Genomic DNA, 26,541 nt, shown 5'->3' on the forward strand with positions numbered 1-26,541 from the left:
TCATCCCCGCAGGTCGTCGATCTGGTCGACGATCGTGTCCTTGGCGGCGACCGCGGTGTTCTTCGCGCGGGTGCCCAGCCACGGCTTGTGCGGGTCGGGGTCGAGGGTCGACAGCAGCAGGCCGCCGGTGAGCGACACGTTCTTGACGAAGTGGGTGAACTGGTTGCGGCGCGCGACGGGGTCGGTCTCGTTCCAGAACGGGTGACCCGACACGGTGGTGGCGGGCATCGTGGCGGCCAGGACGAGTGCCGAGGTGCGCGGCAGGTGGCCCGTGGCGAGCGCGGCGCCGGCGGCGACGTGCACGACACCGTTGAGCCGGATGAGGTTCGCGGCCGACAGGTCGGCCTGCGGCGCGATCCTGCGCAGGACGTCGGCCACGGGCTGGGCCTTCGCGGCCAGCGCCTGCGGCTTGCGCAGCGCCATCACCCCGCCGGAGATGAACATCGAGGCGAGCATCGGACGGGCCACCGCGCGCAGGAGAGTCATGCCCTCATCATGCCGCAGGATGCGGACGCTGCCGAGGTCGCGCTCAGCGGAACGAGCCCGAGAGCGACGTGCCGCCGCTGGTGACGGTGTAGGTGCCCGACGCGAAGGGGATGAGGGTGCGGACCGTGAGGGTCGGCAGCGTGCGGTTCGCGGTGACGGTCTGGTTGCACGTGAGGGTCGGGCTCGTGATGCCTCCGGGACGGGTGCAGGTCCAGCCCGACCAGCTGGTGATGATCTCGAGGTCCGGGAAGCCGCCGGTGAAGGTGATGCGGATCTGCGCCGCCTGCCCGGGCTGGGCGTCGCGGCCGACCGTGAAGGCGAAGCTCGTCGAGAAGAACGAGGTCGTCGCGGACGCGCGGACGGTCTGGTCGACCGGAGCCGTCGTGGGCTCGCTGGTCGGCTCGGTGGTGGGTTCCGTGGTCGGCTCGGTGGTCGGTTCCGTGGTCGGTTCCGTCGTGGGCTCGGTGGTCGGTTCCGTCGTGGGCTCGGTGGTCGGTTCCGTCGTGGGCTCGGTCGTGGGTTCCGTCGTGGGCTCGGTGGTCGGTTCCGTGGTCGGCTCGGTGGTCGGTTCCGTCGTGGGCTCGGTGGTGGGCTCGGTGGTCGGTTCCGTCGTGGGCTCGGTGGTCGGCTCCGTGGTCGGCTCGGTCGTGGGTTCCGTGGTCGGCTCGGTGGTGGGTTCCGTGGTCGGTTCCGTCGTGGGCTCGGTGGTGGGTTCCGTGGTCGGCTCGGTCGTGGGCTCGGTGGTCGGTTCCGTCGTGGGCTCGGTCGTGGGTTCCGTGGTCGGTTCCGTGGTCGGTTCCGTGGTCGGCTCCGCGGTCGGGATCGTGGTCGGCTCGGAGGGCGTGGGCTCGGTGGTCGGCTCGGTGGGCAGCGGGACGGGGTCGGTGGGGACCGGGTCCTCGGGCGCGAGGTCGTCAGGCAGCGGCGGCTCGTCGTCGTCCGTCGGCTCGTCCACGGGCTCCTCGGGGTCCTGCCACACCATCGGGTCGGGCAGCGGTCCCACGTCGGGACCCTGGGTCTGGGGGACCACCGAGCCGTTCGGCCGCAGCACCGAGCCGGGCCCGTCGGCCGAGGTGGTGGTGTCGAACCCCGGGGGACGGTCCACGGTGATGAGCGCGGCTGCCCCGGCGATCACCACGACGCTGGCGGCCGCACCGGCCGCGATGCCCGCGGGACCGATCGTGCCGAGCACGCCCATGACACCGGAGGTCGAGCCGCCCACGGCGCCCGCGCCACCGCCGGCACCCGCGCCGCCTCCGCCGCCCGCGCCACCCTGGCCGCCGCCGGCACCGGCCAGCGCGCCGGCGGCACCGGTGCCCTGCAGGTAGCCCGAGGCGGCCGTGCCCAGGATCGCCGGGGCGAGGATGCCCGCGAGGCCGTGGTTGAAGTCCTGGAGCTCGAGGTACAGCCCCATGCACGAGCGGCACTCGTCGAGGTGGCGCTGCACCTTGCCCGCGTCGCGTCGTGAGAGGCCGCCGCGCACGAACGCGCCGAGGTTGCCGATCGCGAACTGGCAGTCGGGCGTCGTCGTGGGGACGAGGTGCTTCTGCAGGTACGCCTGGCGCAGCCCCTCGCGCGCCCGGTACGCCAAGGCCGAGACGCTGTTCGCGCTCATGCCGAGCATCGGCGCGATCTCGGCGGGCTTCTGGCCCTCGACGTCGAGGTGCCACAGCACCATCTGCCAGCGCTCGGGCAGCGACGCGAACGCCTCGGCCGTGGTGGTGCGCTCGAAGCCGAGCTCGGCGGTGTCGACGAAGTCCACGCGGCCGTCCAGCTCGAACTGGTCGTCGGTGGGACGCTCGCGCGTGACGGCCCGGATCCTGTCGACGTGCAGGCGACGCACCGCGGTCAGCAGGTAGGCCCGGAACGACTCCTGGGGGCCGCCGCCGTTCTGCACCGTCACGAGGACCTTGGTGAACGCCTCGGCGACGAGGTCGTCGGCGTCGGGCCCCCGCATGAGCTGGCGCGCCAGGCGCTGGGCCGCCGCCTGGTGGCGGGAGTACAGCTCGCCGTACGCGCCGGAGTCACCACCGCGCACCGCGGTGAGCAGGTCGGCGTCGCTGCGCTCCTGTCCGAGGGCAGGCGGCGGGGCGTCGAGGGTCACTGCCAGCCCCTTTCCCGAGTGGTCGCGAAGCAGAACGCGCGTGACCTCGGTCAGCCACGCTCCTCAGTCTAGGTGGCCGATCCGCTGCTGTCCGGTGTTCACGTGGCCCTTTGTGACTACGGGGGCGGACTCGTTTTGCCCGGATTTCTCGGGACGAACTCACGGTTGCACGAAAACTCGTCGCCGAAGTCGCGTCATGGGCCCCGGTGCCGCCCGTCTCCTCGGTGAACAACACGGCGACTGCGCCCGGCACCTGTGAGAGGAGGCACGGAGATGGACCCCTTCGACGTCAGCTATGTCGACCTCGACTCGGCCGTTCGTGCCGGCCGGGTGGACGCAGTGGACGTTGCACACGAGGTGGGAGCGAGTGCAGCGTCTCTCGGAGTCCCGCTCCACGAGGTCCTGGATCGCGTGGAGAGGGCCTTCGACGGCCTCGAACCGTCGTTCGCGATGGTCCGTGGAGTCGCCGTGGCGTGGGCCGAGACGTCGAGGGCGCTGCAGCTCGAGACGTCGTGCGAGGACCCGCTGACCCAGCTGTCGACCCTGGCGCACCTGCGACACAGCCTGGACGGGCTGTACCGCGGCGCGGTCCGGGACGACGGGACGGTCACGGATCGTCACGCCCTCGTGGTGGTCGAGCTGCCTCCGGAGCCCGGTCACCCGCTGGAGCAGGCGCTGCACGCGGTCGACGTGAGCGTCGCCCTGCGCACCGCGTTCCCCGGCGACGAGGTCATCGCCCAGTTGAGCCCGCGGCGGTTCTGCGTGCTGGCCGAACGCCGGCGCCTGGACCAGCCGACGCTGAGCCTGGTCACGGTCCTGCTCCGCCGGACGTTCGAGTCGCCCCCGCCGCGGGTGTGGCTCGAGCTGCTGCCGCCGGTGGCCCAGGACGTGACCTGGGTGCTCGACGCACTCACCGGTTGAACCGGCGGGATCCGCCACCATCTCGGGTGTGGCGGAACCCGCCGGCTCGGCCCGGAGCGTCGGTGCCCGCGCCTACGATGGCCGCATGTGCGGCCGTTACGCGACCTCCCGGACCCCGGCCACCCTGGTCGACGACTTCGAGGCTGACCTCGGCGACCTGTTCGAGGACACCGGCGCCGACTACAACCTGGCGCCCACCAAGCTCGCTCCACTCGTGGTGCAGCGCACCGGCGAGGACACGGTCCGGCGCGAGCTCGTCACGGCGAAGTGGGGCCTGGTGCCCTCGTGGGCCAAGGACCCCTCGATCGGCAATCGGCTGATCAACGCTCGCAGCGAGACGGTGGCCGAGAAGCCCTCGTTCCGCAAGGCCTTCGCCAAGCGGCGCGCCATCGTGCCGGCCGACGGGTTCTACGAGTGGTACCAGCCCGAGGGCGAGCCCGGCGCGAAGCGCAAGCCGCCGAAGCAGCCGTTCTTCATGAGCGCCGAGTCGGGCCTGGGCCTCGCCGGCCTCTACGAGTTCTGGAAGGACCCCGAGGGCGCGTGGCTGCTGACCTACACGATCCTCACCACGTCCGCCGAGGGCGAGGACGGCCGCATCCACGACCGCGCGCCGCTGATCGTCGAGCCCGACGTCGCGAGCCGGTGGCTGGCGGCCGAGCCGTGGCCCGAGGCGCTCGACCACCTCGTCCCGGCCACGCCCGGCGTGCTGCGCACGTGGCCGGTCTCCACCGAGGTCAACAACGTCCGCAACAACGGTCCCGAGCTGGTCGAGCCGATCCCGATCGAGGGGGAATAGGGGCACGTGGCGAGTCGTTTGACCTGACAGGAGGTACGAATGCTCGCATGCCCCGTACGACCGGCCACAGTAGGCTGGACGACGATGACTGACGACACCGTCGTGGACCCGTCGAACGAGACCCCGGAGGAGCGCCAGGCCCGATTCGAGGCCGACGCCCTTCCCTTCCTCGACCAGCTGTACTCGGCCGCTCTGCGCATGACCCGCAACCCCCAGGACGCCGAGGACCTGGTGCAGGAGACCTATGCGAAGGCGTTCAGCGCCTTCCACCAGTTCAAGCCCGGCACCAACCTCAAGGCGTGGCTGTACCGCATCCTGACGAACACGTACATCAACCACTACCGCAAGAAGCAGCGCCAGCCCCAGCAGGTCACGGACGAGATCGAGGACTGGCAGATCGCGGCGGCGGCGGCGCACAGCTCGTCGGGACTGAAGTCGGCGGAGATGGAGGCGCTCGAGCGCCTGCCCGACTCCGACGTCAAGGACGCCCTGCAGGCGCTCCCCGAGGACTTCCGCTACGCGGTGTACCTCGCCGACGTCGAGGGCTTCCCCTACAAGGAGATCGCGGAGATCATGGACACGCCCATCGGCACGGTGATGTCGAGGCTGCACCGCGGACGTCGGCAGCTGCGCGACCTGCTCACCGACTACGCCCGCGATCGTGGGATGAAGGTTCCGGCCGGAGGTGACACCAAGTGAGCTGTGACGGACCCGACTGCGAGAAGGCGCTGGAGAACCTCTATGTCTTCCTCGACCAGGAGATCGACGGCGCCAGCTGCGACGAGATCCAGGCGCACCTGGACGACTGCTCGGACTGCCTGAACGAGTACCACCTCGAGCAGATCGTGAAGGCGCTCGTCGGTCGCTCGTGCACCGAGATCGCTCCCGAGCCCCTGCGCGAGAAGGTGCGGCTGCAGATCCGCACCGTCCAGGTCGAGATCACCGACCTGCGCTGAGTCCCGGAGACGACGAAACCCCATCCGCCGGATGGGGTTTCGTGCGTTATCGGCGCGGTTTCACGCGTTGGGGCGCTTACCGTGGTTCGCGCCCTTCTTGCGACGCGCCCGGCGCTTGCGACCGGTCTTGCCCATGGTTCCTCCTCAAAACGCTGACCATCAAGTCTCGCACACTCAGCCCACCGCGGGCACACGGGACAGGAAGCGCTCGCGATCGACCACGATCCGGCGCACCTGCCCGCTGGCCACGAGCACCTCGTTCTGGTCGCGGGCGGCGACGTCGAAGATCACCAGGCGCCCGTCGCGCTGGGTGACCGCGGCCGTCGCAGTGATGGTGGCGCCCACGGCGCTCGCGGCCAGGTGCTGCACCTCCACGCGGGTGCCCACGCTGGTCTGCGAGGGCTCGAGGTCGAGCGCGGCGCACGTGGCGGCCTCGAGCCAGGCCAGCACGACCGGCGTGCCGAGGACCTCGAGGTCGCCGCTGCCCACCGCACGGGCGGTGTGCTCGGGGCCGACGGTGTGCGTGACGGTGGCCTGTCCGGACGGGTCGGTCACGCTCAGACGCCCATCGTGTTGCGCGGGTAGAGCGCGTTCACGTCGGTGGCGACGTTGACCAGGTACGGCACGCCCGAGGCGAACGCGCGGTCGAGCGCCGGGCCGATCTCCTTCGGGTCGGTGACGAACTCGCCGCCGCCGCCCAGCGCCTGGACCACCTGGTCGTAGCGCGTGTTCGGGGCGAGGTCGGCCGCGACGTCGTAGCCGTAGAGCATCTGCATCGGGGGCTTCTCCAGACCCCAGGCGGAGTTGTTGCCCACCACCATGACGACCGGCAGGTCGTGGCGGACGAGCGTGTCGACGTCGATGATCGACATGCCGGCGGCGCCGTCGCCCATCAGCAGGACGACCTGGCTCGAGGGCCGCGCGATGCGGGCCGCCATCGCCGCGCCCAGTCCGGCTCCGAGGCAGCCGTACGGGCCCGGGTCGAGCCAGCCGCCGGGCCGCTGCGGCTCGACGAACTTGCCCGCGAACGACACGAAGTCGCCGCCGTCGCCGATCACGACCGCGTCGTCGGCCAGCCGCGGCAGCAGCTCGCCGTAGATCCGCGCGGGGTGGATCGGGTCGGCCTCGGCGGTCAGCAGCGCCGCGTCGCGCTGGACGGCCGCCGCGACGACGTCCTGCAGCTCGCTCAGCCACGGCGACCAGTCGGGCCGGCTGGTGCCGGACTGGAGTCCCTGGAGGAGCGCGTCGAAGATCGTGGTGAGGTCACCGGCCGCCGACGCGCCGAGCGACGCGTGGGTGGAGACCTGGCCGGGGGAGTCGCCGATGTGGACCGTGACGGCGGGGTCGCCGCCCTCCTTGCCACCGAACCGGCCGAAGCCGAGGCGGAAGTCGAGCGGGGTGCCGACGACCACGACGAGGTCGGCGGTGCCGAGGGCCTTCGAGCGTGCCTTCGTGACGAGGTTCGGGTGTCCGCCGGGGACGATGCCGCGGCCCATGCCGTTGGCGATCGCGGGGATGCCGGACTCCTGCACGAAGCGCAGGGCGGCCTCCTCGGCGTGGTCGGACCACACGTCGCTGCCCAGGATCACGACCGGACGCCGGGACTCGGCGAGCAGGCGCACGACCGACGCGACCGCGTCGGGGTCGGGCTCGATCCGCTCGGTCGAGGGGCCGCTCGACACGTGCGTGACCGGGCCGGAGTTGAAGAACTCGTCCATCGGGATGTCGACGAACGTGGGGCCGCGGTGCGACGAGCCGGCGAGGGTGAACGCCTCGTCGACGACCGGCGCGATGTCGGCCAGGCTCTTGGCCGTCGTGGCGGACTTCGTGATGGTCTCGAAGATCGGCGGGTGGTCGAGCTCCTGCAGCGTGCCGGTGCCCCACGTCGACTGCGCGGCGCGGCCGCCGACGACCACGAGGGGAGCGCCCGAGAAGTAGGCCTGCGCCACCGGGCTCACGCCGTTCGTCACGCCGGGGCCGGCCGTGAGCACCGCGAGACCGGGCGTGCGCGTGAGCTTGCCGATCGCCTCGGCGGCGAAGACCGCGGAGGGCTCGTGGCGCACGTCGATGATCGGCATCGGCTCGTCGGACTTCACGGCGGCGTCGTACATCGGGAAGATGTGGGCGCCCGAGAGGGTGAACATCGCCTCGGCTCCGTGGGCCCGCGCGACGTCGAGTGCGTGGTGGCCGCCGTGCGGTCCGGTGGGCTCCGGGAACGCGGCGTCCTGCTGCTGGTCTTCGGTCATGTGACGCAGGTTACCCGCGAGTCGCTTCCAGCGGAGCCCTAGTCTCGGAACGTGCCCTCCTTCGAAGACATCGCCGACGCGCAGACCGCGCTGACCACGGCACAGATCGACCGGCTGCAGCTGCTGGTCACCGACTGGCAGATCGTCGCCGACCTGTCGTTCAGCGACCTGGTCCTGTGGGTGGAGGACGCGGAGGAGAAGGGCATGTGGGCGGCGGCGCAGATCCGTCCGACCACGGGCCCGACCACCCTGCTGGAGGACGTGGTGGGCACCTTCGTCCCGCGCGACCTGACCGCGGTCGAGGACGAGCGGCTCGCCGATGGCACCTCGATCACGCAGGCCGCCGTGCCGGTGATGTGGGCCGGCCGACGCATCGGCGTGATCGTCAAGCGCCGCCCCGTCACCGACCGCCGCACCGCGAGCGCCCTCGAGTCGGCCTACCAGCGGGCCAGCGACGAGCTCTTCGAGATGATCCAGCGCGGCGAGTTCCCGCTGCCGGGCGTGCCGTCCGAGCTGGCCGACTCGCTGCGGGTGGGCGACGGCTTCGTCCGCACCGACGCGGAGGGCCGCGTGCTGTACGCGAGCCCCAACGCGCTGTCGGCGTACCGTCGGCTCGGCTACGTGGGCGACCTCCAGGGCGCCGACCTGATCGACGTCACGACGTACCTCATCGGCAACGACGCCGACCGCCCGTTCTCCACGCTGTTCGGAGCCGGCGAGACCGAGGCCGAGATCGAGGCGTCGGGTGCGTCGATGCTGCTGCGGATCATGCCGCTGCGCAGCGGGGGAGCGGCCACGGGCTCGCTCATCCTGCTGCGCGACGTGACCGAGCTACGACTGCGCGAGCGCGAGCTGGTCTCGAAGGACGCCACGATCCGCGAGATCCACCACCGGGTGAAGAACAACCTGCAGACCGTCGCGGCCCTGCTGCGGCTCCAGAGCCGGCGGATGGAGATCCCCGCGGCGCGCGAGGCGCTGCAGGAGGCCGAGCGGCGGGTGGGCTCGATCGCGCTCGTGCACGAGACGCTGAGCCAGTCCTTCGACGAGTCGGTGGAGTTCGACGCGATCGCCGACACGCTGCTGCGCACCGTGCTGGACGTCGGTGGCGGCGTCGTGAAGGCCGAGCGGGTGGGCTCGTTCGGGCTGGTGCCCGCCGAGATCGCGACCCCGCTGGCGATGACGCTGACCGAGCTGGTGCAGAATGCTGCCGAGCACGCCTTCGGACCCGAGGGTGGGCGCGTGACACTGGCCGTCAACCGGATCCGCGGACGGATCCGGCTGAGGGTGAGTGACGACGGACGGGGGCTGCCGGACGACTTCGACCCGACACTGAGCCTGGGCCTGTCGATCGTGTCCACGCTGGTGCGTGGCGAGCTGAAGGGCGACCTCGACTACGAGTCGATGCCCTCGGGCGGCACGACCGTGACGATCGCCTTCAGCCTGTGAGGGCGATCAGGCGGTCTTGATGCGGGCGCGCGCGTTGCGGCGCTTGAGAGCGCGACGCTCGTCCTCGCTGAGGCCACCCCACACACCGTGGTCCTGGCCGGACTCGAGAGCCCACTGCAGGCACTGGTCGCGAACGTCGCACCGGCGGCACACCAGCTTGGCCTCCTCCACCTGGAGGATCGCCGGGCCCGTGTTGCCGATCGGGAAGAACAGTTCGGGATCTTCGTCCAGACAGGCCGAACGATGACGCCAATCCATGCGGATGACTCCTTAGGGCAGCTTACGTGGGGGGATCGAGTACGCCGGGGCGCACGCTCAACCAGTTTTGCAAGGTTCTGCGCACTCCACAACAGATGTACCCGGACAGATCCTGAGGGAAACGTCACATATTCGTAACGTGGAAAATGCTTGCATTCGCGCCGCGTTAGCCTGAGCGCGTGCCTGTGTCCTCTCGCATCCCCCTCGGGATCGCCGCCGTCGTCGTCGCCCTCCAGGGGCTGGTCTTCATCGCGTTGGCGGTGCTCGACCTGGCCGGACTCGTCCCCGGACGCATCGCCGTGGGCGTGGGCATCGGGGTGCTTCTGCTGATCCTCGGCGCCGGCCTCGTGGCCGCGGCCGTGGGCCTGGTGCGCGGTGCCCACGTCGCCCGGGGACCCGTGGTGGTCGCCCAGCTGATCGGCCTGGGGCTGGCGTGGTCCCTGCGCAACCCCGACGCGAACACCGGCGACAACCGCGCCGTGGGGATCGCGATCGCGGTCTCGGCGCTGGTCGTGCTCGCCTGCCTGGCCACCGGCCCGGCGCGACGGGCGCTGGCCGACGACCACGGGGAATGACCGGTGTGGGAGACTGGACGGTGGGGCACACCCCGTCCTCACCCGCGGCACGACACCGCACCCGGCAGCCGGATCGGCGCCGCCCGCACCTGATCACCCCCTGCTGCGCGAGGAACCATGTCCACCCACATCGACCCGATCGACACCGACCTGCTCATGACGCTCACCGACGACGACGATCCCGTGTTCTCGCTGCACCGCGGCGGCAAGATGGAGGTCACCTCGACGGTACCCGTGGGGAACGCCGACGACCTGTCGCTGGCCTACACCCCCGGCGTCGCCAAGGTCTGCGAGGCGATCGCCGCCGACCCTGAGGTCGCGCACCAGTACACGTGGGTCGGCAACACCGTCGCGGTCATCACCGACGGCACCGCCGTGCTCGGCCTGGGCGACATCGGCCCGGCCGCCGCGATGCCCGTGATGGAGGGCAAGGCGATCCTGTTCAAGCAGTTCGGCGGCGTCGACGCCATGCCGATCGCGCTGGACACCACCGACACCGACGAGATCGTCGAGACGATCGTGCGCCTGGCGCCCACGTTCGGCGGCGTCAACCTCGAGGACATCTCGAGCCCGCGCTGCTTCGAGATCGAGCGTCGCCTCATCGAGCGCCTCGACATCCCCGTCTTCCACGACGACCAGCACGGCACGGCCGTGGTGGTGCTCGCGGGCCTCTACAACGCGCTGCGCCTCACCGACCGCGAGCCCGACGAGGTCAAGGTCGTCATCTCCGGTGCCGGAGCCGCGGGCGTGGCGATCACGAAGATCCTCCGCTCGGCCGGCGTGCGCAAGATCAGCGTCACCGACCGCGCCGGAGTCATCACGCCCGAGCGCGACGACCTCAACGAGGTCAAGCAGTGGCTGGCGCAGGAGACGTCGGGCTGGGCCCGGCCCGGGACCATCGCCGACGCCCTCGACGGCGCCGACGTCTACATCGGCGTCTCCGGCGGCACGGTTCCGGAGGAGGCCGTCGCGCGCATGGCCCCCGACGCGATCATCTTCGCGCTGGCGAACCCGAACCCCGAGGTGCACCCCGACGTCGCCCACCGGCACGCGCGGATCGTGGCGACCGGCCGCTCGGACTTCCCGAACCAGCTCAACAACGTGCTGGTCTTCCCGGGCATCTTCCGCGGCGCCCTCGACGTGCGCGCCACCGAGATCTCCGAGTCGATGAAGCTCTCGGCCGCGCGCGCGATCGCCGACCTCGTGGACGAGGACGAGCTGACCGAGACGCACATCATCCCGTCGCCGTTCGATCCTCGCGTCTCGCAGGCCGTGGCCCGCGCCGTGACGGACACCGCGCGCCGCGACGGCCTCGCTCGCCGCCCGTACTGATCGGACGCCCCTCGCGGGCGAGCACGGCCGGACCCCGTTAGGGTCGCAGCGGTAGTTGTCGCCCGACCCCAGGAGATCGCCCGTGTTCGCCGTCTACGCCGCCTCGATGGACAAGAAGAACCCCCTGGACGGCCTCGTGGTGGGGGAGCGGCCCGATCCGGTGGTCCCCGACGGCTGGACCACGGTCACGGTGAAGGCCGCGTCGATCAACCACCACGACGTGTGGAGCCTGCGCGGCGTCGGCCTGCGCGGGGAGTCGCTGCCGATGATCCTGGGCTGCGACGCGGCGGGCTTCGACGAGGACGGCAACGAGGTCATCGTCCACGCCGTCATCAGCGACCCGGACTGGATCGGCGACGAGACGCTCGACCCGCGCCGCTCGCTGCTGTCGGAGCGCCACCAGGGCACGTTCGCCGAGAAGGTCGCCGTGCCGAGGCGCAACGTGGTGCCCAAGCCCGCGGGCCTGTCGATGGCCGAGGCCGCGTGCCTGCCCACCGCGTGGCTGACGGCCTACCGGATGCTCTTCACGCAGGCCGACCTGCACCCCGGCGACTCCGTGCTCGTGCAGGGCGCGGGCGGCGGCGTGGCCACCGCCGCGATCACGCTGGCCCGGGCCGCGGGCTTTCGCGTGTTCGCGACCAGCCGCGACGAGGACAAGCGCCGGCGTGCGCTCGAGATCGGCGCCCACGAGGTCCTCGAGTCAGGTGCGCGGCTGCCAGTCAAGGTCGATGCGGTCATGGAGACCGTCGGTGCCGCCACGTGGTCGCACTCGGTCCGCGCGATGCGCCCCGGCGGCACGATCGTCATCTCGGGCGCCACGTCGGGCGACGCCCCCTCGCACGCCGAGCTGACCCGCATCTTCTTCCAGCAGATGCGCGTCCACGGCTCCACGATGGGCACCCGCGACGAGCTGCGGCGCCTGGCCGAGTTCATGGACGTCACCGGCACCAAGCCGCTCATCGACGCGGAGATCGCCATGGAGGACGCCGCACAGGGCCTCCAGCGCGTGATCGACGGCGACGTCTTCGGCAAGATCGTCCTGACCCGCTGAGCCGCGCGAGCCGCGCCCCTGCGCCCGGCCGACGCCGAGTGGCGCAAGAAGGCCCGCCACTCGTCGAGTGGCGGGCCGTTCTGCGCCACTCGCGGGTGGCGGGGCGGTGCAGGCGCTGCGGGTCGGGCTAGTCCTCGTCGTCGTCGAGGCGGGCCAGCCAGGTGGCCAGCCGCTCGACGGGCACCTCGAACTCGGGGTTCAGGTCGACGAAGATCGACAGCTGCTCGGCCAGCCAGGCGAAGGAGACCTCCTCCTCGCCGCGGCGGGCCGCCAGCTCCTCGATGCCCCGGTCGGTGAAGTACATCGACCGATCAGGCGAACGCGCGGTTCATCAGGTCCTTGAACTCGGTGACGTGCACCGAGTGCGAGCCCACCGACGGAGCCGAGGACTCCGGGCGGGTGACCTGCGTCATCGGCAGACCCAGCGCGTCGCGCAGGTAGAGCGCGACGTGCGGCCACGGGCCCTGGTTCTCGGGCTCGTCCTGGACCCAGCGGATCTCGCGGGCGTTGGGGTACTTCGCGAGCTCCTCCTTGATCTCCTCCAGCGGACGCGGGTAGAGCTGCTCGAGGCGCACGATCGCCGTGCGGGGGCTGTCGCCCTCCAGGCTCTTGCGCTCGGTCAGCAGGTCCCACGTCACCTTGCCGGAGCACAGGATGACCTTCTCCACGCGCTCGGCGTCGACCGTGTCGTCGCCGATCACCGGGCGGAACGTGCCCGAGGTGAAGTCGTCGGGCTGGCTGGCCGCGAGCTTGTTGCGCAGCATCGACTTCGGCGTGAAGACGATGAGCGGACGGTGCTGCGACTGCAGGTTCTGACGACGCAGCAGGTGGAAGTACGACGCGGGCGTCGACGGCTGGGCGATCGTCATCTCGTCGTTCGCGGCGAGCGTCAGGAAGCGCTCGATGCGGCCCGACGAGTGGTCGGGGCCCTGGCCCTCGTAGCCGTGCGGCAGGAGCAGGACGACGCCCGACTTCTGACCCCACTTGGTCTCACCGGAGCTGATGTACTCGTCGATCACGGACTGGGCGCCGTTGACGAAGTCGCCGAACTGGGCCTCCCACATCGTGAGCGCCTCGGGACGGGCCACGGAGTAGCCGTACTCGAAGCCGAGCGCCGCGTACTCCGAGAGCAGCGAGTCGTAGACGTAGAACGACGCCTGCTCGTCGGCCACGTGCTGCAGCGGCGTCCACTCGGCTCCGTCCTTGCGATCGATGATCGTGGCGAAGCGGGTGGTGAACGTGCCGCGGCGCGAGTCCTGGCCGACGAGGCGCACGGGGCGACCGTCGGCGAGCAGCGAGCCCATCGCGATGATCTCGCCCGTGCCCCAGTCGATGGGACCGGCCGTGATCGAGGCCGCGCGGCGCTGCAGCTGGGGCAGCACCTTCGGGTGGACCGTGAAGCCGTCGGGCACGTTCGTGTAGGCGTCGGAGATGGCCTTGAGCGTGTCGGCGCTGATCGCGGTGACCAGCTCCTCGTCGTACGGCTTCTCCGGGTAGTCCGGGGTGCGCGTGTAGCCGGGGTCGTGCTGCGCCTGCTTGACCTTCGCCAGGTTCTGCTCGAGCAGCTTCTGGTAGTCCTTGAGCGCCTCCTCGGCCTCCTCGAGCGTGATGTCGCCACGACCGACGAGAGCCTCGGTGTACAGCTTGCGCACCGACTTCTTCTTCTCGATCGTGTCGTACATCAGCGGCTGCGTGAAGCTCGGGTCGTCGCCCTCGTTGTGGCCACGGCGGCGGTAGCAGACGAGGTCGATGACGACGTCCTTGTGGAACGTGCGGCGGTACTCGTAGGCCAGCTGCGCGGCGCGGATGCAGGCCTCGGGATCGTCGCCGTTCACGTGGAAGATCGGCGCCTGGATCATGCGCGCGACATCGGTGCAGTAGGTCGACGAGCGCGACGAGGACGGGCTCGTGGTGAAGCCGACCTGGTTGTTCACGATCACGTGCACGGTGCCGCCGGTGCGGTAGCCCCGCAGCTGCGACAGGTTGAGCGTCTCGGCGACGACGCCCTGGCCGGCGAACGCCGCGTCGCCGTGGACGAGGACCGGCAGGACCGGGAACTCCTCGCCGCGGTTCAGCACGTCCTGCTTGGCGCGGGCGATGCCCTCGAGCACCGGGTCGACGACCTCGAGGTGCGACGGGTTGGCCGCGACCGAGACCTTGATCTTGTCGCCGCGGACCGAGGTGAACTCGCCGTCGACGCCCAGGTGGTACTTGACGTCGCCCGAGCCCTGCACGGTGCGCGGGTCGATGTTGCCCTCGAACTCGCGGAACACGTTGGCCGGGTCCTTGCCGGCGATGTTCACCAGCACGTTGAGGCGGCCGCGGTGGGCCATGCCGATGCAGACCTCCTCGAGGCCGTCGGCGGCGGCGCCCTCGCAGATCTCGTCGAGCAGCGGGACCATCGTCTCGCCACCCTCGAGGCTGAAGCGCTTCTGGCCGACGAACTTGGTCTGCAGGAAGGTCTCGAAGGCCTCGGCCTGGTTGAGCTTCTGCAGGATGCGCAGCTGCTCCTCGCGGGGCTCCTTGACGTGCGGGCGCTCGAGGCGCTCCTGGAACCAGCTGCGCTCCTCGGGCTCCTGGATGTGCATGTACTCCACGGCCATCGTGCGGACGTAGGAGTCGCGCAGGATGCCCAGGATCTCGCGCAGCTTCATGAAGCGCTTGCCCGAGGCCTTGCCGAAGGAGCCCACCGGGAACTCGCGGTCGAGGTCCCACAGGGTGAGGCCGTGCGACGCGATGTCGAGGTCGGGGTGGGTGCGCTGGCGGTACTCCAGCGGGTTCGTGTCGGCCATGAGGTGGCCGCGCACGCGGAACGAGTGGATCAGCTCGAGGACGCGCGCCTGGCGGTCGACGTCGTCGTCGTGGCGGACCGAGATGTCCTGCGCCCAGCGGATCGGCTCGTAGGGGATCCGCAGCGAGGTGAAGATCTCGTCGTAGAAGCCCTCGGCGCCCAGCAGGAGCTGGTGCACGCGACGCAGGAACTCGCCCGACTGCGCGCCCTGGATGACGCGGTGGTCGTACGTGGACGTCAGCGTCATCATCTTCGAGACGGCCATGAGCGCGAGGGTGTCCTCGGACGCGCCCTGGAACTCCGGCGGGTAGTCCATCGAGCCGACGCCGACGATGAGGCCCTGGCCGGCCATGAGGCGCGGCACCGAGTGGTTGGTGCCGATGCCGCCGGGGTTCGTCAGGCTGACGGTGGTGCCCTGGAAGTCGCTGACCTCGAGCTTGTTGTCGCGGGCCTTGCGCACGATGGTCTCGTAGCCGCGCCAGAACTGCGCGAAGTCCATCGTCTCGGCGGCCTTGATGTTTGGCACCATGAGCTGGCGCGAGCCGTCGGCCTTCTGCACGTCGATGGCCAGGCCGAAGTTCACGTGCTCGGGGTTGAGCTGGACCGGCTTGCCCTTCTCGTTGTACTCGAAGCCGGTGTTCATCTCGGGCATGGCCGCGACGGCCTTGACGACCGCGTAGCCGATGAGGTGCGTGAACGACACCTTGCCGCCGCGAGCGCGGGCGAGGTGGTTGTTGATGACGACGCGCTGGTCGAACAGCAGCTTGACCGGCACCGAGCGGACGCTGGTGGCGGTGGGGACCGCGAGGCTGGCGTCCATGTTGGTCGCGGTGCGCGCCGAGGCGCCCTTCAGCACGACCTTCTCGACCTCACCAGGACCCGTGGGGGTCTCGGCGGGCTTGTCCTGCGCGGCGGACTTGGCCGCGGCGGGCTGCGCCTTCGCGGGCTGCTCCTTGGCGGCGGGCTTCGGCGAGGTCGGGGCGGCGGCCGGGGCCGGCGGGTTCTTCTCCTCGGCGGCACGCGCCGAGGGAGCCTTCTGCGGCGTGGCCGGCTTCTCGGCCTGCTGCTGCGACGGCTCGATCGCCGGCTCGTCGGTGCGGGTCTCGGAGGACTCGGACTTCGGGGCGGGCTTCTCGGCCGTCGTCGACGACCCGGCCGTCTTCGACTCGGACGAGGCGGCGCCGTTGGCGCCGTAGCCGCCCTTGCGGAAGAAGTCGGCCCACTCGGCGTCGACCGAGGACGGGTCGGCGGTGAACTGGTCGTACATCTCTTCGACCAGCCACTCGTTGCTGCCGAAGTCGGGGTGGGGAGCGTCGGTCGCCGACGCGGTGGGGGAGGACTCGGCCACGGCCTGAATCGCCTCTTCCGGGGAAAATCGCTCGCGTGATCGCGCACGGATGGTGGACTCAAGACAGGGTAACGCGCTCGCCCACAGGGTCGCAGGCAGGTCGCAGAACCCGTCGGTAACCTCGCGCCGGGGACCGGCGCGAGGCTCTAGAGCGTCTCGAGGGTGGCGTCGAGACCCATGTCGTCGACGCCGTCGAGCGCCTTGCTCACGGGGCAGGTCTCCTTGGCCTCCTCGGCCACCTGCTGGAACTCCGCGTCGTCGATGCCTTCGGCCTCCGCGCGCACGGTGAGGTTGATGCGGGTGATGCGGAACCCGCCGTCGGGATCGGGGCCCAGCGTGACGTCGGCCGACGTCTCGACGGCGTTGACCGTGGCGCCCGCGCGGCCCAGCAGCGCGGTCAACTGCATCGTGTAGCAGGCCGAGTGCGCGGCCGCGATGAGCTCCTCGGGGTTGGTGGCGCCGCCACCGTCGTCGGACGAGCGCTTGGGGAACGACATCTCGAAGGTGCCCAGGCCGGACGACGTCAGCTCGACCTGGCCGGATCCGTCCTCGAAGCCGCCGTCCCAGGCGGTGCGTGCGGTGCGAGTGGGCATGAGGGCCTCCTGTGGCTCGGGGTGTGGTGCTCACGTGGTGGTTCCCTCTCGACGCTAACCACGTTTCGGCGGGTCCGCACGGCGCGTCCGTGGACAGCGCCTGCGCGGCCTCCTAGGTTCGAGCCGTGGAGGTCACCGAGGTTGCCGACGGGATCTGGTTCGCCCGCACCGAGTACGTCAACTGGATCGTCCTGGTGGAGGGCGACCGCGCCGCGCTGGTCGACTGCGGCTACCCGGGCCAGGCGGGCCTCCTCGAGGAGTCCGTGCGGCGCGCGGGCGTCACGATGGAGCAGGTCGAGGCGCTCGTGGTGACCCACAACCATGTCGACCACACGGGCTCGATGCCGGCCCTCTCGGCGCGCGGCGTGCGCGTGCTGGCGGGCGCCGACGAGATGCCGATGCTGCGGGGCGAGCGCGTCGAGAGCGCCACCACCACCGACGTCCTGCTGCGCGCGTGGCGTCCGCGCGTGCTGCGCTGGGCGCTCGGCATCGCGCGCCTCGGCGCGTCGGGCCACCCGCACGTCGACACGGTCGAGGCCGTCGTGCCGGGGCAGCCGCTCGACCTCCCGTGCTCGCCCGTCCCGGTGTCGCTGCCCGGGCACACCTCGGGACACATCGCCCTGCACTTCCCGGCCCAGCGCGCCGTCGCCACGGGTGACGCGCTCGTCACGGGGCACTCGCTGAGCCCGGTCGAGGGGCCCCAGGCGATCGACGCGTTCTTCCACCACGACACGGCGCGACTGCGGGCCACGCTGCCGGACCTCGCGCTGCTCGACGCCGACCTCGTCCTGCCTGGCCACGGTCCCGCGGCCCACGTCCCGATCGCGCGTGCGGTCGGCGAGGCGCTGAGCGTCTGATGGAGACCATCGACGAGTACGTCGTCCGCACCCTGCCTGGACTGCAGCCGGACCCGGAGGCCGCCCGCGACGTCGACGTGGTGGCGCTGCGCCACCTCTTCGCGGCGCAGGTGCAGAGCCGCCACCTCGACTTCGCGGCGCGCTGGCTGCAGGGACGCGGCGAGGGGCACTACACGATCGGCTCCGCCGGCCACGAGAGCAACGCGGCGCTCGGCCTGCTGTCCGAGGTGAGCGACCCGGCCCTGCTGCACTACCGATCCGGCGGGCTGTACGCCGCGCGGTCGGCGAAGTCGGGCCGCGACGACGGCGTGCGGGCGATCCTGCAGAGCCTCACCAGCGCGCGCAGCGACCCGATGTCGGGCGGGCGGCACAAGGTGTTCGGGCACCCGGCGCTGAGCATCGTCCCGCAGACCTCCACGATCAGCTCGCACCTGCCGCGGGCAGTGGGGCTCGGGCTCGGGCTGGGCTTCGCGCGCCGGCTCGGGCGTCACACGGCCTGGCCCGAGGACGCCGTCGTGCTGTGCAGCTTCGGCGACGCCTCGGTCAACCACTCCACGGCGGTCGGCGCACTCAACGCCGCGGCCTACCTGACCCACCGAGGGCTCGCCTGCCCCGTGCTGTTCGTGTGCGAGGACAACCGCATCGGCATCAGCACGGCCTCGCCCGAGGGCTGGCCCGGCGCCATGCTCGAGGGCCTGCCGGGGATTGCGTACCGCGCGGCCGACGGCGACGACCCCGTCGGGCTGCTGCGCCAGACGCAGGACGCCCTCGACGCCGTCCGGTCGAGCCGCAGCCCCGGGGTACTGCACCTCTCCACCGTGCGGTTCCTCGGCCACGCGGGGTCCGACGCCGAGGTCGCGTACCGCACGCGCAAGCGGATCGAGGCCGACTACGACCGCGACCCGATCGTCGCCACGGCGCGCGCCCTCGTCGACGCAGGAGCGATGACCGGCGCCGAGGCCCTCGACGCCTACGAGAGCACGCGGCGCGGCGTCATGGCGCAGGCCGAGGAGATCATCGGCGAGCCGCGACTCGACTCGCGCGCAGCCGTCGTCGCGCCGCTCGCGCTGCCGCGGTTCGACTCCGTGCCGGGGCGTGAGGTCGAGGGATCCAGGCGCACGCTGGCGCAGGCGATCAACGCGACGCTCGGGGAGCTGCTGGAGGACCATCCCGAGACCCTGCTGTTCGGCGAGGACGTGGCGGTCAAGGGCGGCGTCTACGGCGTCACCCGCGGACTGCGCAAGCGGTTCGGCGGTCAGCGGGTCTTCGACACCCTCCTCGACGAGCAGACGATCCTGGGCACCGGGCTGGGCACCGCGCTCGCGGGCTTCGTGCCGATCCCGGAGATCCAGTACCTGGCCTACCTGCACAACGCGGAGGACCAGCTGCGTGGCGAGGCTGCGTCGCTCGCGTTCTTCTCCGCGGGGCAGTACCGCAACGGCATGGTGGTGCGCATCGCCGGACTGGCCTACCAGCGCGGCTTCGGCGGCCACTTCCACAACGACAACTCCGTGGCCGTGCTGCGCGACATCCCCGGCCTGGTGCTGGCGGTGCCGAGCCACCCCGCCGACGCGCCCGGCCTGCTGCGCGCCTGCCACCGGCTGGCGCGCGAGGGTCGGGTCTGCGTCTACCTCGAGCCCATCGCGCGGTACCACTCGCGCGACCTTCACGAGGACGGCGACGGCCTGTGGACCGCCCCGCCGTCCGAGGACGCGGTGATCGCCCCGGGCGAGGTCGGGGTGCACGGCGACGGTCGCGACCTCGTGATCCTGACCTTCGGCAACGGCACGTTCATGAGCCGGCGAGCCGTGGAGGAACTGCGTCGGCGGGGGGTCGAGGCCACCGTCGTCGACCTGCGCTGGCTCGCGCCGCTGCCCGAGGAGCAGATCGTCGACGCCTGCCGCGGCTTCGACCGCGTGCTCGTCGTGGACGAGACGCGACACTCCGGCGGCGTGGGGGAGGGCGTCGTCAGCGCCCTCGTCGCCGCCCGCCACCCGGGCCGCATCGCCCGCGTCGCGAGCGCCGACAGCTTCATCCCCCTCGGCCCCGCCTCCGACCAGGTCCTGCTGGGCGAGGACGAGATCGTCCGCGCCGCCCTCGGCCTGATGGCCTGACGCCTCAGGTCCGGCGCTGACCGGTGCCGGGGAATCGGCGGCCCCGTGCGCGGGCGCCCGGAGGCCGACAGGATGGTCGCGTGAGCGTGTACCTGGCGTGGACGGAGCGGGAGCCCGAGGACCTCGAGGGGCCGTGGGTGGAGGCGCGGACGATCGCGCCGGGGCTGCTGCTGGTCGAGAGCTCCGAGACGCTGTCGGTCGTCTACCACGCGATCAAGTGGTCGCTGCCCGACGACGCCGCGCTCATCGTGACACCGGTCGACCGCACGCCGAAGCTGCGCGGCCTGGAGCCCGGCACCACCTCGTGGCTGCGCGAGCGCACCAGTCCCGCCGGGAGCTGAGCGTCAGACGCCGAGGTCGAGGTCCTTGAACCAGGACTCGGTGACGTAGTCCGTCTCCCAGCCCAGTGACCGGTAGAGCTCGTCGGCCTTCGTGGGGGAGTCCGCGTCGACCTCGAGGGACACGCGGTCGCGACCGTTGCGGGCGGCGTCGGCGATCACCGTGGCGAGCAGCGACTTGGCCACGCCGCGACCCCGGGCGGCGCGCGTGACGCCGATGTACTCTACGTACGTGCCCTGCGTGCCGCCCTCGGGCGCCGCGCTCGACGAGCACACGACCGTGCCCGCGGGCACGTGATGGCCATCGTCGGTGTCCACGTACGCGAGCCACCAATGGTCCCAGCTGTGCGCGGGGTCCTCGCGCATCCGCTGGACGAACTCCGAGAAGCTCTCGCGGTACGAGTTGAAGTGGTCCTGGAACGACGTCTCGAGCATCTGGTGGACGACCTGCAGGTCGGAGGCCACCGGCATCCCGTTCTCGTGCCGCTCGACCGGCCGCACCGTGACGCCGGCGCGTGGCTCGAGCGAGGCCTCGTCGGGGGTGACGGGCCGCTCCATGTGCAACCACGTGCGGCGCTTGGCGTAGCCGGCGTCGATGAGCCATCCGGCCTGGCGCGTGTCGCTGGCGAACGGGCTCTCGTCGAGCCGCGTGGCGCTGATCCCGCGGAAGCGCGCCATCGTCACGGCCGCGGACTCGGCCCAGCGGTAGAACGCCGCGGCGATCGCGTCGATCTCGGGCACGTCGCGGTCGAAGTAGCCCCAGATGAGGGCACGGCCCGCGGCGCGGTCGTGCACCGTGATCCAGGCGCGGGGGACGTCGTCCTCGCCCACGGCCACGAGCTGGCGCCGGGTCCACGAGGCCTGGCCGGCGACCTCGGACTCGATGCCCGCCGGATCGACGTGCGCCTCACCGGTGCCCTGGAGCTCGTCGAGCCGTCTGAGGGCCACGAGGGCGTCGATGTCGGAGTACCCGGGAACCCGGGCACGCCACGGGCTCGGGAGGGTCGGCAGGTCGTCGTGGGTCGCGCTCGTGGTGTCGGGCATCGGGTCCATTGTGGTGGAAGCGACTCCGGGCGTCGCCCCCACGGGGGAAGGTCACACGCGGGTGAGGGCCTTGTCGCGCCGTGCGGCGACGGCCGATCCGGACTCGCGGCGGGCCATCCGCTGCAGCAGCCGTGGCGCAAGGACGAGCCCGATCACGGTCCACACGGTCAGCACCGCGACCGCCTGCCAGACCCGCCACTCGCCGCCCGGCTCGAGCGTCGCCGCCCAGTCCGGGAGCAGGGCCGCACGCATCCCCGCGGCGAGCCAGTGCAGCGGGAACAGCTGGCCGATGACCTCCACCCAGCGGGGCAGTCCGCCGGTGCTGAAGATGCCCGAGGCGTAGACGAGCGCGCCGATGACGACCATGCCCCAGCCGCCCACCGAGCGCGGGTTCTTGAAGATCGAGCCCAGCACGAAGCCGATCGGCGCGCAGGCGAGCAGGCCGAGCACGATCAGGCCGACCACGCCCAGGAGGCCGAGGACGCCGCGGTGCCAGAGTCCGTCGATGAGCACGGTGGCGGCGACGAGGATGATCGCCGAGCCGAAGACGGTCTCGTACGTGACCCGGGCGGACTGCCCGACCACGTAGCCGCGCATGCCGTGCGGCACGCTCTTCGCGCGCAGCAGGGTGCCGTCCTCGCGCTCGGTGGTGACCGCCGTGGCCAGTCCGTAGGCGGCGCCGAAGACCACCATCATCGCGAGCGCGTTGGGCACGATGAAGTGGGCCACGCTGATGTCGGCGTCCTCGATCATGTTGTTGCGGTTGAGGTACAGCACCAGCGCGAGGATGCCGTTGAGGAACACGTAGTACGTGAGGTCCTCAGGGGCGCGCAGGCTGTTGCGGAACTCGATCCAGCCACGCCTCAGGCCCGACCGGACGGCGACGTCGGATGCGCTCATGCCGGCACCTCCTGCTGCTTGTCGGACTCCTCGTGCCGGGCGACCATGGCCAGGTAGGTGTCCTCCAGGGTCGACCGCCGCACCTCGAGGTCGGCGATGCCGTCGGGGTGGCTCGCGAGGAGCTCGCGCACGAACGCGGTGCCGTCGGCGGTGGTCTGCGCGTGCGTCGTGCCGTGCTGGGTCCAGCGCACCTCGGTGGTGCCCGAGATCTGCTCGGCGAGCGAGGCGGCGCTGCCGTCGGCCACGATACGGCCGTGATTGAGGATCAGGATCCGGTCGGCCAGCTTCTCGGCCTCGTTGAGGTCGTGGGTCGTGAGCAGGATCGTGGTGTCCTCGAGGTCGCTGAGCCGGTCGACGAGCGCGTGGAAGTCGCGCCGGGCCACCGGGTCGAAGCCCACGGTGGGCTCGTCGAGGAACAGCACCTCGGGCCGACCGACGATGCCGATCGCGACGTCGAGCCGCCGGCGCTGGCCGCCCGAGAGGGACTTGACCTTCGCGTCGGCCTGCGGCGTGAGGCCGACGCGGTCGAGCAGGTCGTCGGTGTCGTACGGCCGCTCGCGGCCGGGCGTGGCGTACGGCGCGTAGTAGGAGCCGAACTGCTCGAGCAGCTCGCGCACCTTCCACCGGCCGTGGTCGCGCCACGACTGCAGCACGACGCCGACACGCGAGCGCCAGGCCTCGTCGGCGGTCAGCGGCACCGCGTCGAGCACGCGCACGTCGCCGTCCGACGGCTTGCGGAAGCCCTCCAGGATCTCGATCGTGGTGGTCTTGCCGGCTCCGTTCGGGCCCAGCAGCGCGACGACCTCGCCGCGCCGGACCTCGAAGTCGAGCCCCTTCAGCACCTCCTTCTCGCCGTAGGACATCCGCAGGTCGGCTGCGGTGACGACGGGTGGGTTCTGCGCAGGGGCTGGGTCCACGGACTCGCTCTCGGTCGAAGGTGTTCGTCCGAACCTAGTACGCGTGCGCCACGCGCAACAAGGTCGAGGCGGGGGCTCGATCAGGGGCGCACGGCGATCCGTGAGGCCAGCTCCCGCGCGACGTCGCGCGGCTCGTCGACCCACAGGCCGACGCGGTCCGCCGTGACCTCGCCCCGCGACGAGCGCAGCACCGTGGGGCCGCCGAGGTCGAGCTCGAGGTTCGTCCGGCCGCTGACGCCGACCAGCAGCAGGCCGTCCTCGTGGTGCACGGCTCGGATGGTCCCCGGGAGCTCGTGCTCGACCGAGCGGGCGCGCGTCAGCGCGGCCAGCGGGACGTCGACCCACGTGCGGGCACCGTTGCGGACGCGCAGGTGATCCGCCTCCAGGAGGTGCGGCCGCACGCGGTAGGACGCGAGCATGCCGAGCATCCACAGCACGCCCCAGATGCCGAGCACGAGCAGCGGGAGCCGGATCGCCTCGGCCCAGCCGGCGTCGACGTGCCGCAGGACCAGCTCGACCGCGACCGTCTCGGTGGCCGAGCCGAGGATCCACAGCCACAGCATCGGTCCGACGAGCTGGGCGTAGCGGAGGGGAGTGGCGCCGTCCGGCACGTCGGGCCGACGGGCGATCCAGCGCCCGAGCGAGCGGTACAGCGCGAGCTCCATCAGCACGGCCTCCCGACCGAGGTGGAGGAGCCCTCGCCCGCTCACGTGGCCTCCTCCATCAGGCGGCGGAAGGTCGCGATGGTCTCGTCGAGCGTGGACTCGAAGGTGGTCAGGCGCGTGTCGGGGACGTCCCCGAAGAGCTGAACGGCCAGGTCGGCGTGACTCGACCTGAGGTCGTCGATCGCCCGACAGCCCCGCGCGGTCGGGGTCACGAGGATGGCGCGGCGGTCCGTGGGGTGGGGCTCGCGCGTGACGTGCCCCGATCCCACGAGCCCGTCCACGAGACCCGTGACGTTGCGCGGCGTCACGTCGAGCGCGGCGGCGAGCGCCTGCTGGGTGCTGGGCCCGGACAGTCCGAGGACCCAGAGCAGGTGCGTGCGGGCCGTGGTGAGACCCGACTCCTGCTCGAACCGGGTCAGGTCGGTCGACATCAGGCTCGACAGCAGCAGCAGCTTGTCGAGCACGGACGTGGCGCGGGACTCCATGTGATGAGTCTACTTCACGATGTAGTGACTTCAATGACTGGCGGACCCCGGAGAAAAGCAAGAGGATCCGCCCCGAGACGGGACGGATCCTGGTGCTGCGCTGCTTCTCGTGCTGCGTGGTGCCCCCGGCAGGATTCGAACCTGCGCTCCCGCCTCCGGAGGGCGGTGCTCTATCCCCTGAGCTACGGGGGCCTTTCACGGCGTGACGTCGCGAGAACCAAGGTAGCGCACCGGTAGCGTTGACCCCGTGCCCCCCACCGTGCTGGTCGTCGACGACACGGCGTCCATCCGTTTCCTCATCCGCACCAACCTCGAGCTGGCCGGCTTCGACGTGATCGAGGCCGAGGACGGCCAGGACTGCCTGGACACCCTGCGCGACCTCGAGACCCTGCCCGACGTCATCACGATGGACATGATGATGCCGCGCATGGACGGCGTCACCGCGATCATGCGCATCCGCTCGAACCAGCGCTACGCCGGCATCGGACTGGTGATGGTGTCCACCCAGAGCCAGCAGATCGACCTCAACCGGGCCGCGGCCGCGGGCGTCGACGACTACGTCACGAAGCCGTTCGACCCCGACAACCTCGTCGAGACCGTGCGCCGGGTCCTGCAATCCCGCGCGTAGACCGACGCCGATAGGCTGTGTCGGTGACCCCCGACCAGCTCTCCGACGCCATCGTCGCGGCCCTGACATCCCTCGTGGACGCCGGCCGCGTGACCCTTCCCGACCCGGTTCCCACCCAGGTCCGCGTCGAGCGACCGAAGGTCAAGGAGCACGGCGACTACGCCACGAACATCGCGATGCAACTGGGCAAGAAGGCCGGCATGAACCCGCGCGAGTTCGCCGAGCTGCTCGCCGCCGAGCTGGCCACGGACGACGGGATCGCCGGCGCCGAGGTCGCGGGTCCGGGCTTCCTCAACATCCGCGTCGCCGCCGGCGCCCAGGGTGAGATCGCCCGCGTCGTGCTCGACGCGGGGGAGGGCTACGGCCGCAACGACCTCTACGCGGGCCAGCGGATCAACCTCGAGTTCGTCAGCGCGAACCCCACCGGCCCGATCCACATCGGCGGCGTCCGCTGGGCGGCCGTCGGCGACTCGCTGGGCCGACTGCTGCAGTTCAGTGGCGGCGACGTCACCCGCGAGTACTACTTCAACGACCACGGCGCGCAGATCGACCGCTTCGCGCGGTCCCTGCTGGCGTCGGCGCGTGGCGAGGACGCCCCCGAGGACGGCTACGGCGGCCAGTACATCCACGACATCGCCGCCCGCATCGTCGAGGACCACCCGGATGCCGCCGCGCTGCCCGACGACGAGGCCGCCGAGCTGTTCCGCGCCGAGGGCGTCGAGCAGATGTTCGCCGAGATCAAGGGCAGCCTGCACGACTTCGGCGTCGACTTCGACGTCTTCTTCCACGAGAACCACCTGCACGAGACCGGCGCCGTGGATCGCGCGATCGCCCGCCTCACCGAGCTGGGCAAGATGTACGAGTCCGAGGGCGCGCAGTGGCTGCGCACGTCGGACTACGGCGACGACAAGGACCGCGTCGTCATCAAGTCCGACGGCAAGCCGGCTTACATCTCGGGCGACCTGGCCTACTACCTCGACAAGCGCGAGCGTGGCTTCGACCGGGCGATCATCATGCTCGGCGCCGACCACCACGGCTACGTCTCGCGGATGATGGCGATGTGCGCCGCGTTCGGCGACGAGCCGGGCGTCAACCTCGAGATCCTCATCGGCCAGATGGTCAACCTGCTGCGCGACGGCCAGCCGCTGCGGATGAGCAAGCGTGCGGGCACCGTCATCACGCTGGAGGACCTCGTCGACGCGATCGGCGTCGACGCGGCGCGGTACGCCCTGGCCCGGTACTCCACCGACTCCACGATCGACCTCGACCTCGACCTGTGGGCCAGCGCCAGCAACGACAATCCCGTCTACTACGTCCAGTACGCGCACGCGCGGCTGTCGTCGATCCTGCGCAACGGCGCCGACCTGGGTCTCACGGCCGACCTCGGCGCGTTCGACCCGTCGCTGCTCGTCGAGGAGCGCGCGGGCGACCTGCTGCGGGCGCTCGCGGAGTTCCCGCGCGTCGTCCAGCGCGCCGCCGAGCTGCGCGAGCCGCACCGTGTGGCCCGCTACCTCGAGGACACGGCCTCGACCTTCCACAAGTTCTACGACGTGTGCCGCGTCCTGCCTCAGGGCGACGAGGAGGCCACCGACACGCACCGCGCCCGCCTCGTGCTGGTGTCCGCCACGCGTCAGGTGTTCGCCAACGGACTCGGCCTGCTGGGCGTCTCGGCGCCGGAACGGATGTGACG

At 71.4% G+C, this 26,541-nt stretch carries 27 protein-coding genes and 1 tRNA gene; 13 read left to right on the forward strand and 15 right to left on the reverse strand.

Annotation, left to right across the window (positions count from 1 at the left end; genetic code table 11):
• Nucleotides 1-486, reverse strand: a complete 486-nt coding sequence (locus ACGWYL_RS10490) for a DoxX family protein (RefSeq protein ID WP_179425618.1) — start codon at nucleotides 484-486, stop codon at nucleotides 1-3.
• Between the two features lie 43 nt (nucleotides 487-529).
• Nucleotides 530-2,590: a sigma-70 family RNA polymerase sigma factor gene (locus ACGWYL_RS10495; RefSeq protein ID WP_395487142.1), complete on the reverse strand. Its 2,061-nt coding sequence runs from the start codon at nucleotides 2,588-2,590 to the stop codon at nucleotides 530-532.
• A 411-nt stretch (nucleotides 2,591-3,001) separates the two neighbouring features.
• Here ACGWYL_RS10495 and ACGWYL_RS10500 point away from each other — a divergent pair, with 411 nt between their 5' ends.
• The 4 genes from ACGWYL_RS10500 (at nucleotide 3,002) to rsrA (ending at nucleotide 5,263) form a co-directional block, all read left to right on the forward strand.
• Nucleotides 3,002-3,511 (forward strand): hypothetical protein, encoded by a 510-nt coding sequence (locus ACGWYL_RS10500; RefSeq protein WP_179425614.1) that lies wholly within the window; start codon nucleotides 3,002-3,004, stop codon nucleotides 3,509-3,511.
• Between the two features lie 85 nt (nucleotides 3,512-3,596).
• Entirely contained in the window at nucleotides 3,597-4,307 is a 711-nt protein-coding gene (locus tag ACGWYL_RS10505) for an SOS response-associated peptidase (protein ID WP_179425612.1), read from the forward strand.
• Between the two features lie 84 nt (nucleotides 4,308-4,391).
• Entirely contained in the window at nucleotides 4,392-5,006 is a 615-nt protein-coding gene (locus ACGWYL_RS10510; RefSeq protein WP_179425610.1) for a sigma-70 family RNA polymerase sigma factor, read from the forward strand.
• The gene (rsrA, locus tag ACGWYL_RS10515) at nucleotides 5,003-5,263 is read left to right on the forward strand and encodes a mycothiol system anti-sigma-R factor (protein ID WP_179425608.1); all 261 of its coding nucleotides are present in this window, start codon (nucleotides 5,003-5,005) and stop codon (nucleotides 5,261-5,263) included. The genes ACGWYL_RS10510 and rsrA overlap by 4 nt, the downstream gene beginning before the upstream one ends.
• A gap of 60 nt (nucleotides 5,264-5,323) precedes the next feature.
• Here the strand turns inward: rsrA and ACGWYL_RS10520 are convergent, their stop codons facing one another.
• From ACGWYL_RS10520 to ACGWYL_RS10530, 3 genes are read right to left on the reverse strand one after another with little or no spacing between them, the layout of a single operon-like run.
• Nucleotides 5,324-5,398 carry a 50S ribosomal protein bL37 gene (locus ACGWYL_RS10520; RefSeq protein WP_369797015.1) on the reverse strand — a complete coding sequence of 25 codons (75 nt, stop codon included), beginning with the start codon at nucleotides 5,396-5,398 and terminating at the stop codon, nucleotides 5,324-5,326.
• A 39-nt stretch (nucleotides 5,399-5,437) separates the two neighbouring features.
• Nucleotides 5,438-5,818 (reverse strand): thioesterase family protein, encoded by a 381-nt coding sequence (locus ACGWYL_RS10525; RefSeq protein WP_395487143.1) that lies wholly within the window; start codon nucleotides 5,816-5,818, stop codon nucleotides 5,438-5,440.
• A gap of 2 nt (nucleotides 5,819-5,820) precedes the next feature.
• A complete protein-coding gene (locus tag ACGWYL_RS10530; protein ID WP_269306130.1) occupies nucleotides 5,821-7,509 on the reverse strand; it encodes an acetolactate synthase in 1,689 nt (562 codons plus the stop codon).
• A 51-nt stretch (nucleotides 7,510-7,560) separates the two neighbouring features.
• Between ACGWYL_RS10530 and ACGWYL_RS10535 the strand changes: the two genes are divergently transcribed.
• Nucleotides 7,561-8,955 carry a sensor histidine kinase gene (locus tag ACGWYL_RS10535; protein WP_179425602.1) on the forward strand — a complete coding sequence of 465 codons (1,395 nt, stop codon included), beginning with the start codon at nucleotides 7,561-7,563 and terminating at the stop codon, nucleotides 8,953-8,955.
• Nucleotides 8,956-8,961: 6 nt separating this feature from the next.
• Here the strand turns inward: ACGWYL_RS10535 and ACGWYL_RS10540 are convergent, their stop codons facing one another.
• Complete coding sequence (locus ACGWYL_RS10540; RefSeq protein WP_179425600.1) at nucleotides 8,962-9,213, reverse strand: WhiB family transcriptional regulator; 252 nt, start codon at nucleotides 9,211-9,213, stop codon at nucleotides 8,962-8,964.
• Nucleotides 9,214-9,392: 179 nt separating this feature from the next.
• Here ACGWYL_RS10540 and ACGWYL_RS10545 point away from each other — a divergent pair, with 179 nt between their 5' ends.
• The 3 genes from ACGWYL_RS10545 to ACGWYL_RS10555 all read left to right on the forward strand — a co-directional run bounded on the left by ACGWYL_RS10545 (nucleotide 9,393) and on the right by ACGWYL_RS10555 (nucleotide 12,171).
• Nucleotides 9,393-9,788, forward strand: coding sequence for a hypothetical protein (locus tag ACGWYL_RS10545; RefSeq protein ID WP_179425598.1), 396 nt, complete (start codon nucleotides 9,393-9,395; stop codon nucleotides 9,786-9,788).
• 117 nt (nucleotides 9,789-9,905) lie between these two features.
• Complete coding sequence (locus ACGWYL_RS10550; RefSeq protein ID WP_179425597.1) at nucleotides 9,906-11,120, forward strand: NADP-dependent malic enzyme; 1,215 nt, start codon at nucleotides 9,906-9,908, stop codon at nucleotides 11,118-11,120.
• An 82-nt stretch (nucleotides 11,121-11,202) separates the two neighbouring features.
• On the forward strand, nucleotides 11,203-12,171 hold the full coding sequence (locus ACGWYL_RS10555; RefSeq protein WP_395487144.1) for a zinc-binding dehydrogenase: 969 nt from the start codon (nucleotides 11,203-11,205) through the stop codon (nucleotides 12,169-12,171).
• Nucleotides 12,172-12,298: 127 nt separating this feature from the next.
• Here ACGWYL_RS10555 and ACGWYL_RS10560 read toward each other — a convergent pair whose 3' ends face one another.
• The 3 genes from ACGWYL_RS10560 to ACGWYL_RS10570 form a co-directional block, all read right to left on the reverse strand.
• Nucleotides 12,299-12,475 carry a DUF6104 family protein gene (locus ACGWYL_RS10560; RefSeq protein ID WP_179425593.1) on the reverse strand — a complete coding sequence of 59 codons (177 nt, stop codon included), beginning with the start codon at nucleotides 12,473-12,475 and terminating at the stop codon, nucleotides 12,299-12,301.
• Between the two features lie 7 nt (nucleotides 12,476-12,482).
• Complete coding sequence (locus ACGWYL_RS10565; RefSeq protein ID WP_269306137.1) at nucleotides 12,483-16,310, reverse strand: multifunctional oxoglutarate decarboxylase/oxoglutarate dehydrogenase thiamine pyrophosphate-binding subunit/dihydrolipoyllysine-residue succinyltransferase subunit; 3,828 nt, start codon at nucleotides 16,308-16,310, stop codon at nucleotides 12,483-12,485.
• 146 nt (nucleotides 16,311-16,456) lie between these two features.
• Nucleotides 16,457-16,903 carry an OsmC family peroxiredoxin gene (locus ACGWYL_RS10570; protein ID WP_179425589.1) on the reverse strand — a complete coding sequence of 149 codons (447 nt, stop codon included), beginning with the start codon at nucleotides 16,901-16,903 and terminating at the stop codon, nucleotides 16,457-16,459.
• A gap of 125 nt (nucleotides 16,904-17,028) precedes the next feature.
• Here ACGWYL_RS10570 and ACGWYL_RS10575 point away from each other — a divergent pair, with 125 nt between their 5' ends.
• The 3 genes from ACGWYL_RS10575 to ACGWYL_RS10585 all read left to right on the forward strand — a co-directional run bounded on the left by ACGWYL_RS10575 (nucleotide 17,029) and on the right by ACGWYL_RS10585 (nucleotide 20,215).
• Nucleotides 17,029-17,760, forward strand: a complete 732-nt coding sequence (locus ACGWYL_RS10575) for an MBL fold metallo-hydrolase (RefSeq protein WP_269306139.1) — start codon at nucleotides 17,029-17,031, stop codon at nucleotides 17,758-17,760.
• Nucleotides 17,760-19,874: a thiamine pyrophosphate-dependent enzyme gene (locus ACGWYL_RS10580; protein ID WP_395487145.1), complete on the forward strand. Its 2,115-nt coding sequence runs from the start codon at nucleotides 17,760-17,762 to the stop codon at nucleotides 19,872-19,874. The genes ACGWYL_RS10575 and ACGWYL_RS10580 overlap by 1 nt, the downstream gene beginning before the upstream one ends.
• 80 nt (nucleotides 19,875-19,954) lie before the next feature.
• A complete protein-coding gene (locus ACGWYL_RS10585) occupies nucleotides 19,955-20,215 on the forward strand; it encodes a hypothetical protein (protein WP_179425582.1) in 261 nt (86 codons plus the stop codon).
• Nucleotides 20,216-20,218: 3 nt separating this feature from the next.
• Here the strand turns inward: ACGWYL_RS10585 and ACGWYL_RS10590 are convergent, their stop codons facing one another.
• The 6 genes from ACGWYL_RS10590 to ACGWYL_RS10615 all read right to left on the reverse strand — a co-directional run bounded on the left by ACGWYL_RS10590 (nucleotide 20,219) and on the right by ACGWYL_RS10615 (nucleotide 24,415).
• Nucleotides 20,219-21,256, reverse strand: a complete 1,038-nt coding sequence (locus ACGWYL_RS10590) for a GNAT family N-acetyltransferase (RefSeq protein WP_269306143.1) — start codon at nucleotides 21,254-21,256, stop codon at nucleotides 20,219-20,221.
• A 51-nt stretch (nucleotides 21,257-21,307) separates the two neighbouring features.
• Nucleotides 21,308-22,156 carry an ABC transporter permease gene (locus ACGWYL_RS10595; RefSeq protein WP_269306146.1) on the reverse strand — a complete coding sequence of 283 codons (849 nt, stop codon included), beginning with the start codon at nucleotides 22,154-22,156 and terminating at the stop codon, nucleotides 21,308-21,310.
• Nucleotides 22,153-23,073: an ABC transporter ATP-binding protein gene (locus ACGWYL_RS10600; protein WP_269306148.1), complete on the reverse strand. Its 921-nt coding sequence runs from the start codon at nucleotides 23,071-23,073 to the stop codon at nucleotides 22,153-22,155. The genes ACGWYL_RS10595 and ACGWYL_RS10600 overlap by 4 nt, the downstream gene beginning before the upstream one ends.
• 80 nt (nucleotides 23,074-23,153) lie before the next feature.
• Nucleotides 23,154-23,783, reverse strand: a complete 630-nt coding sequence (locus ACGWYL_RS10605; RefSeq protein WP_395487146.1) for a hypothetical protein — start codon at nucleotides 23,781-23,783, stop codon at nucleotides 23,154-23,156.
• Nucleotides 23,780-24,223: a MarR family winged helix-turn-helix transcriptional regulator gene (locus ACGWYL_RS10610; protein ID WP_395487147.1), complete on the reverse strand. Its 444-nt coding sequence runs from the start codon at nucleotides 24,221-24,223 to the stop codon at nucleotides 23,780-23,782. The genes ACGWYL_RS10605 and ACGWYL_RS10610 overlap by 4 nt, the downstream gene beginning before the upstream one ends.
• 117 nt (nucleotides 24,224-24,340) lie before the next feature.
• A tRNA-Arg gene (locus ACGWYL_RS10615) sits at nucleotides 24,341-24,415 on the reverse strand.
• 55 nt (nucleotides 24,416-24,470) lie between these two features.
• Between ACGWYL_RS10615 and ACGWYL_RS10620 the strand changes: the two genes are divergently transcribed.
• The gene (locus tag ACGWYL_RS10620; protein ID WP_395487148.1) at nucleotides 24,471-24,851 is read left to right on the forward strand and encodes a response regulator; all 381 of its coding nucleotides are present in this window, start codon (nucleotides 24,471-24,473) and stop codon (nucleotides 24,849-24,851) included.
• A 23-nt stretch (nucleotides 24,852-24,874) separates the two neighbouring features.
• A complete protein-coding gene (argS, locus tag ACGWYL_RS10625; RefSeq protein WP_269306155.1) occupies nucleotides 24,875-26,539 on the forward strand; it encodes an arginine--tRNA ligase in 1,665 nt (554 codons plus the stop codon).
• Nucleotides 26,540-26,541: the final 2 nt, after the last annotated feature.

This window comes from Aeromicrobium sp. JJY06, assembly GCF_044069275.1.
GTDB lineage: Bacteria > Actinomycetota > Actinomycetes > Propionibacteriales > Nocardioidaceae > Aeromicrobium > Aeromicrobium tamlense.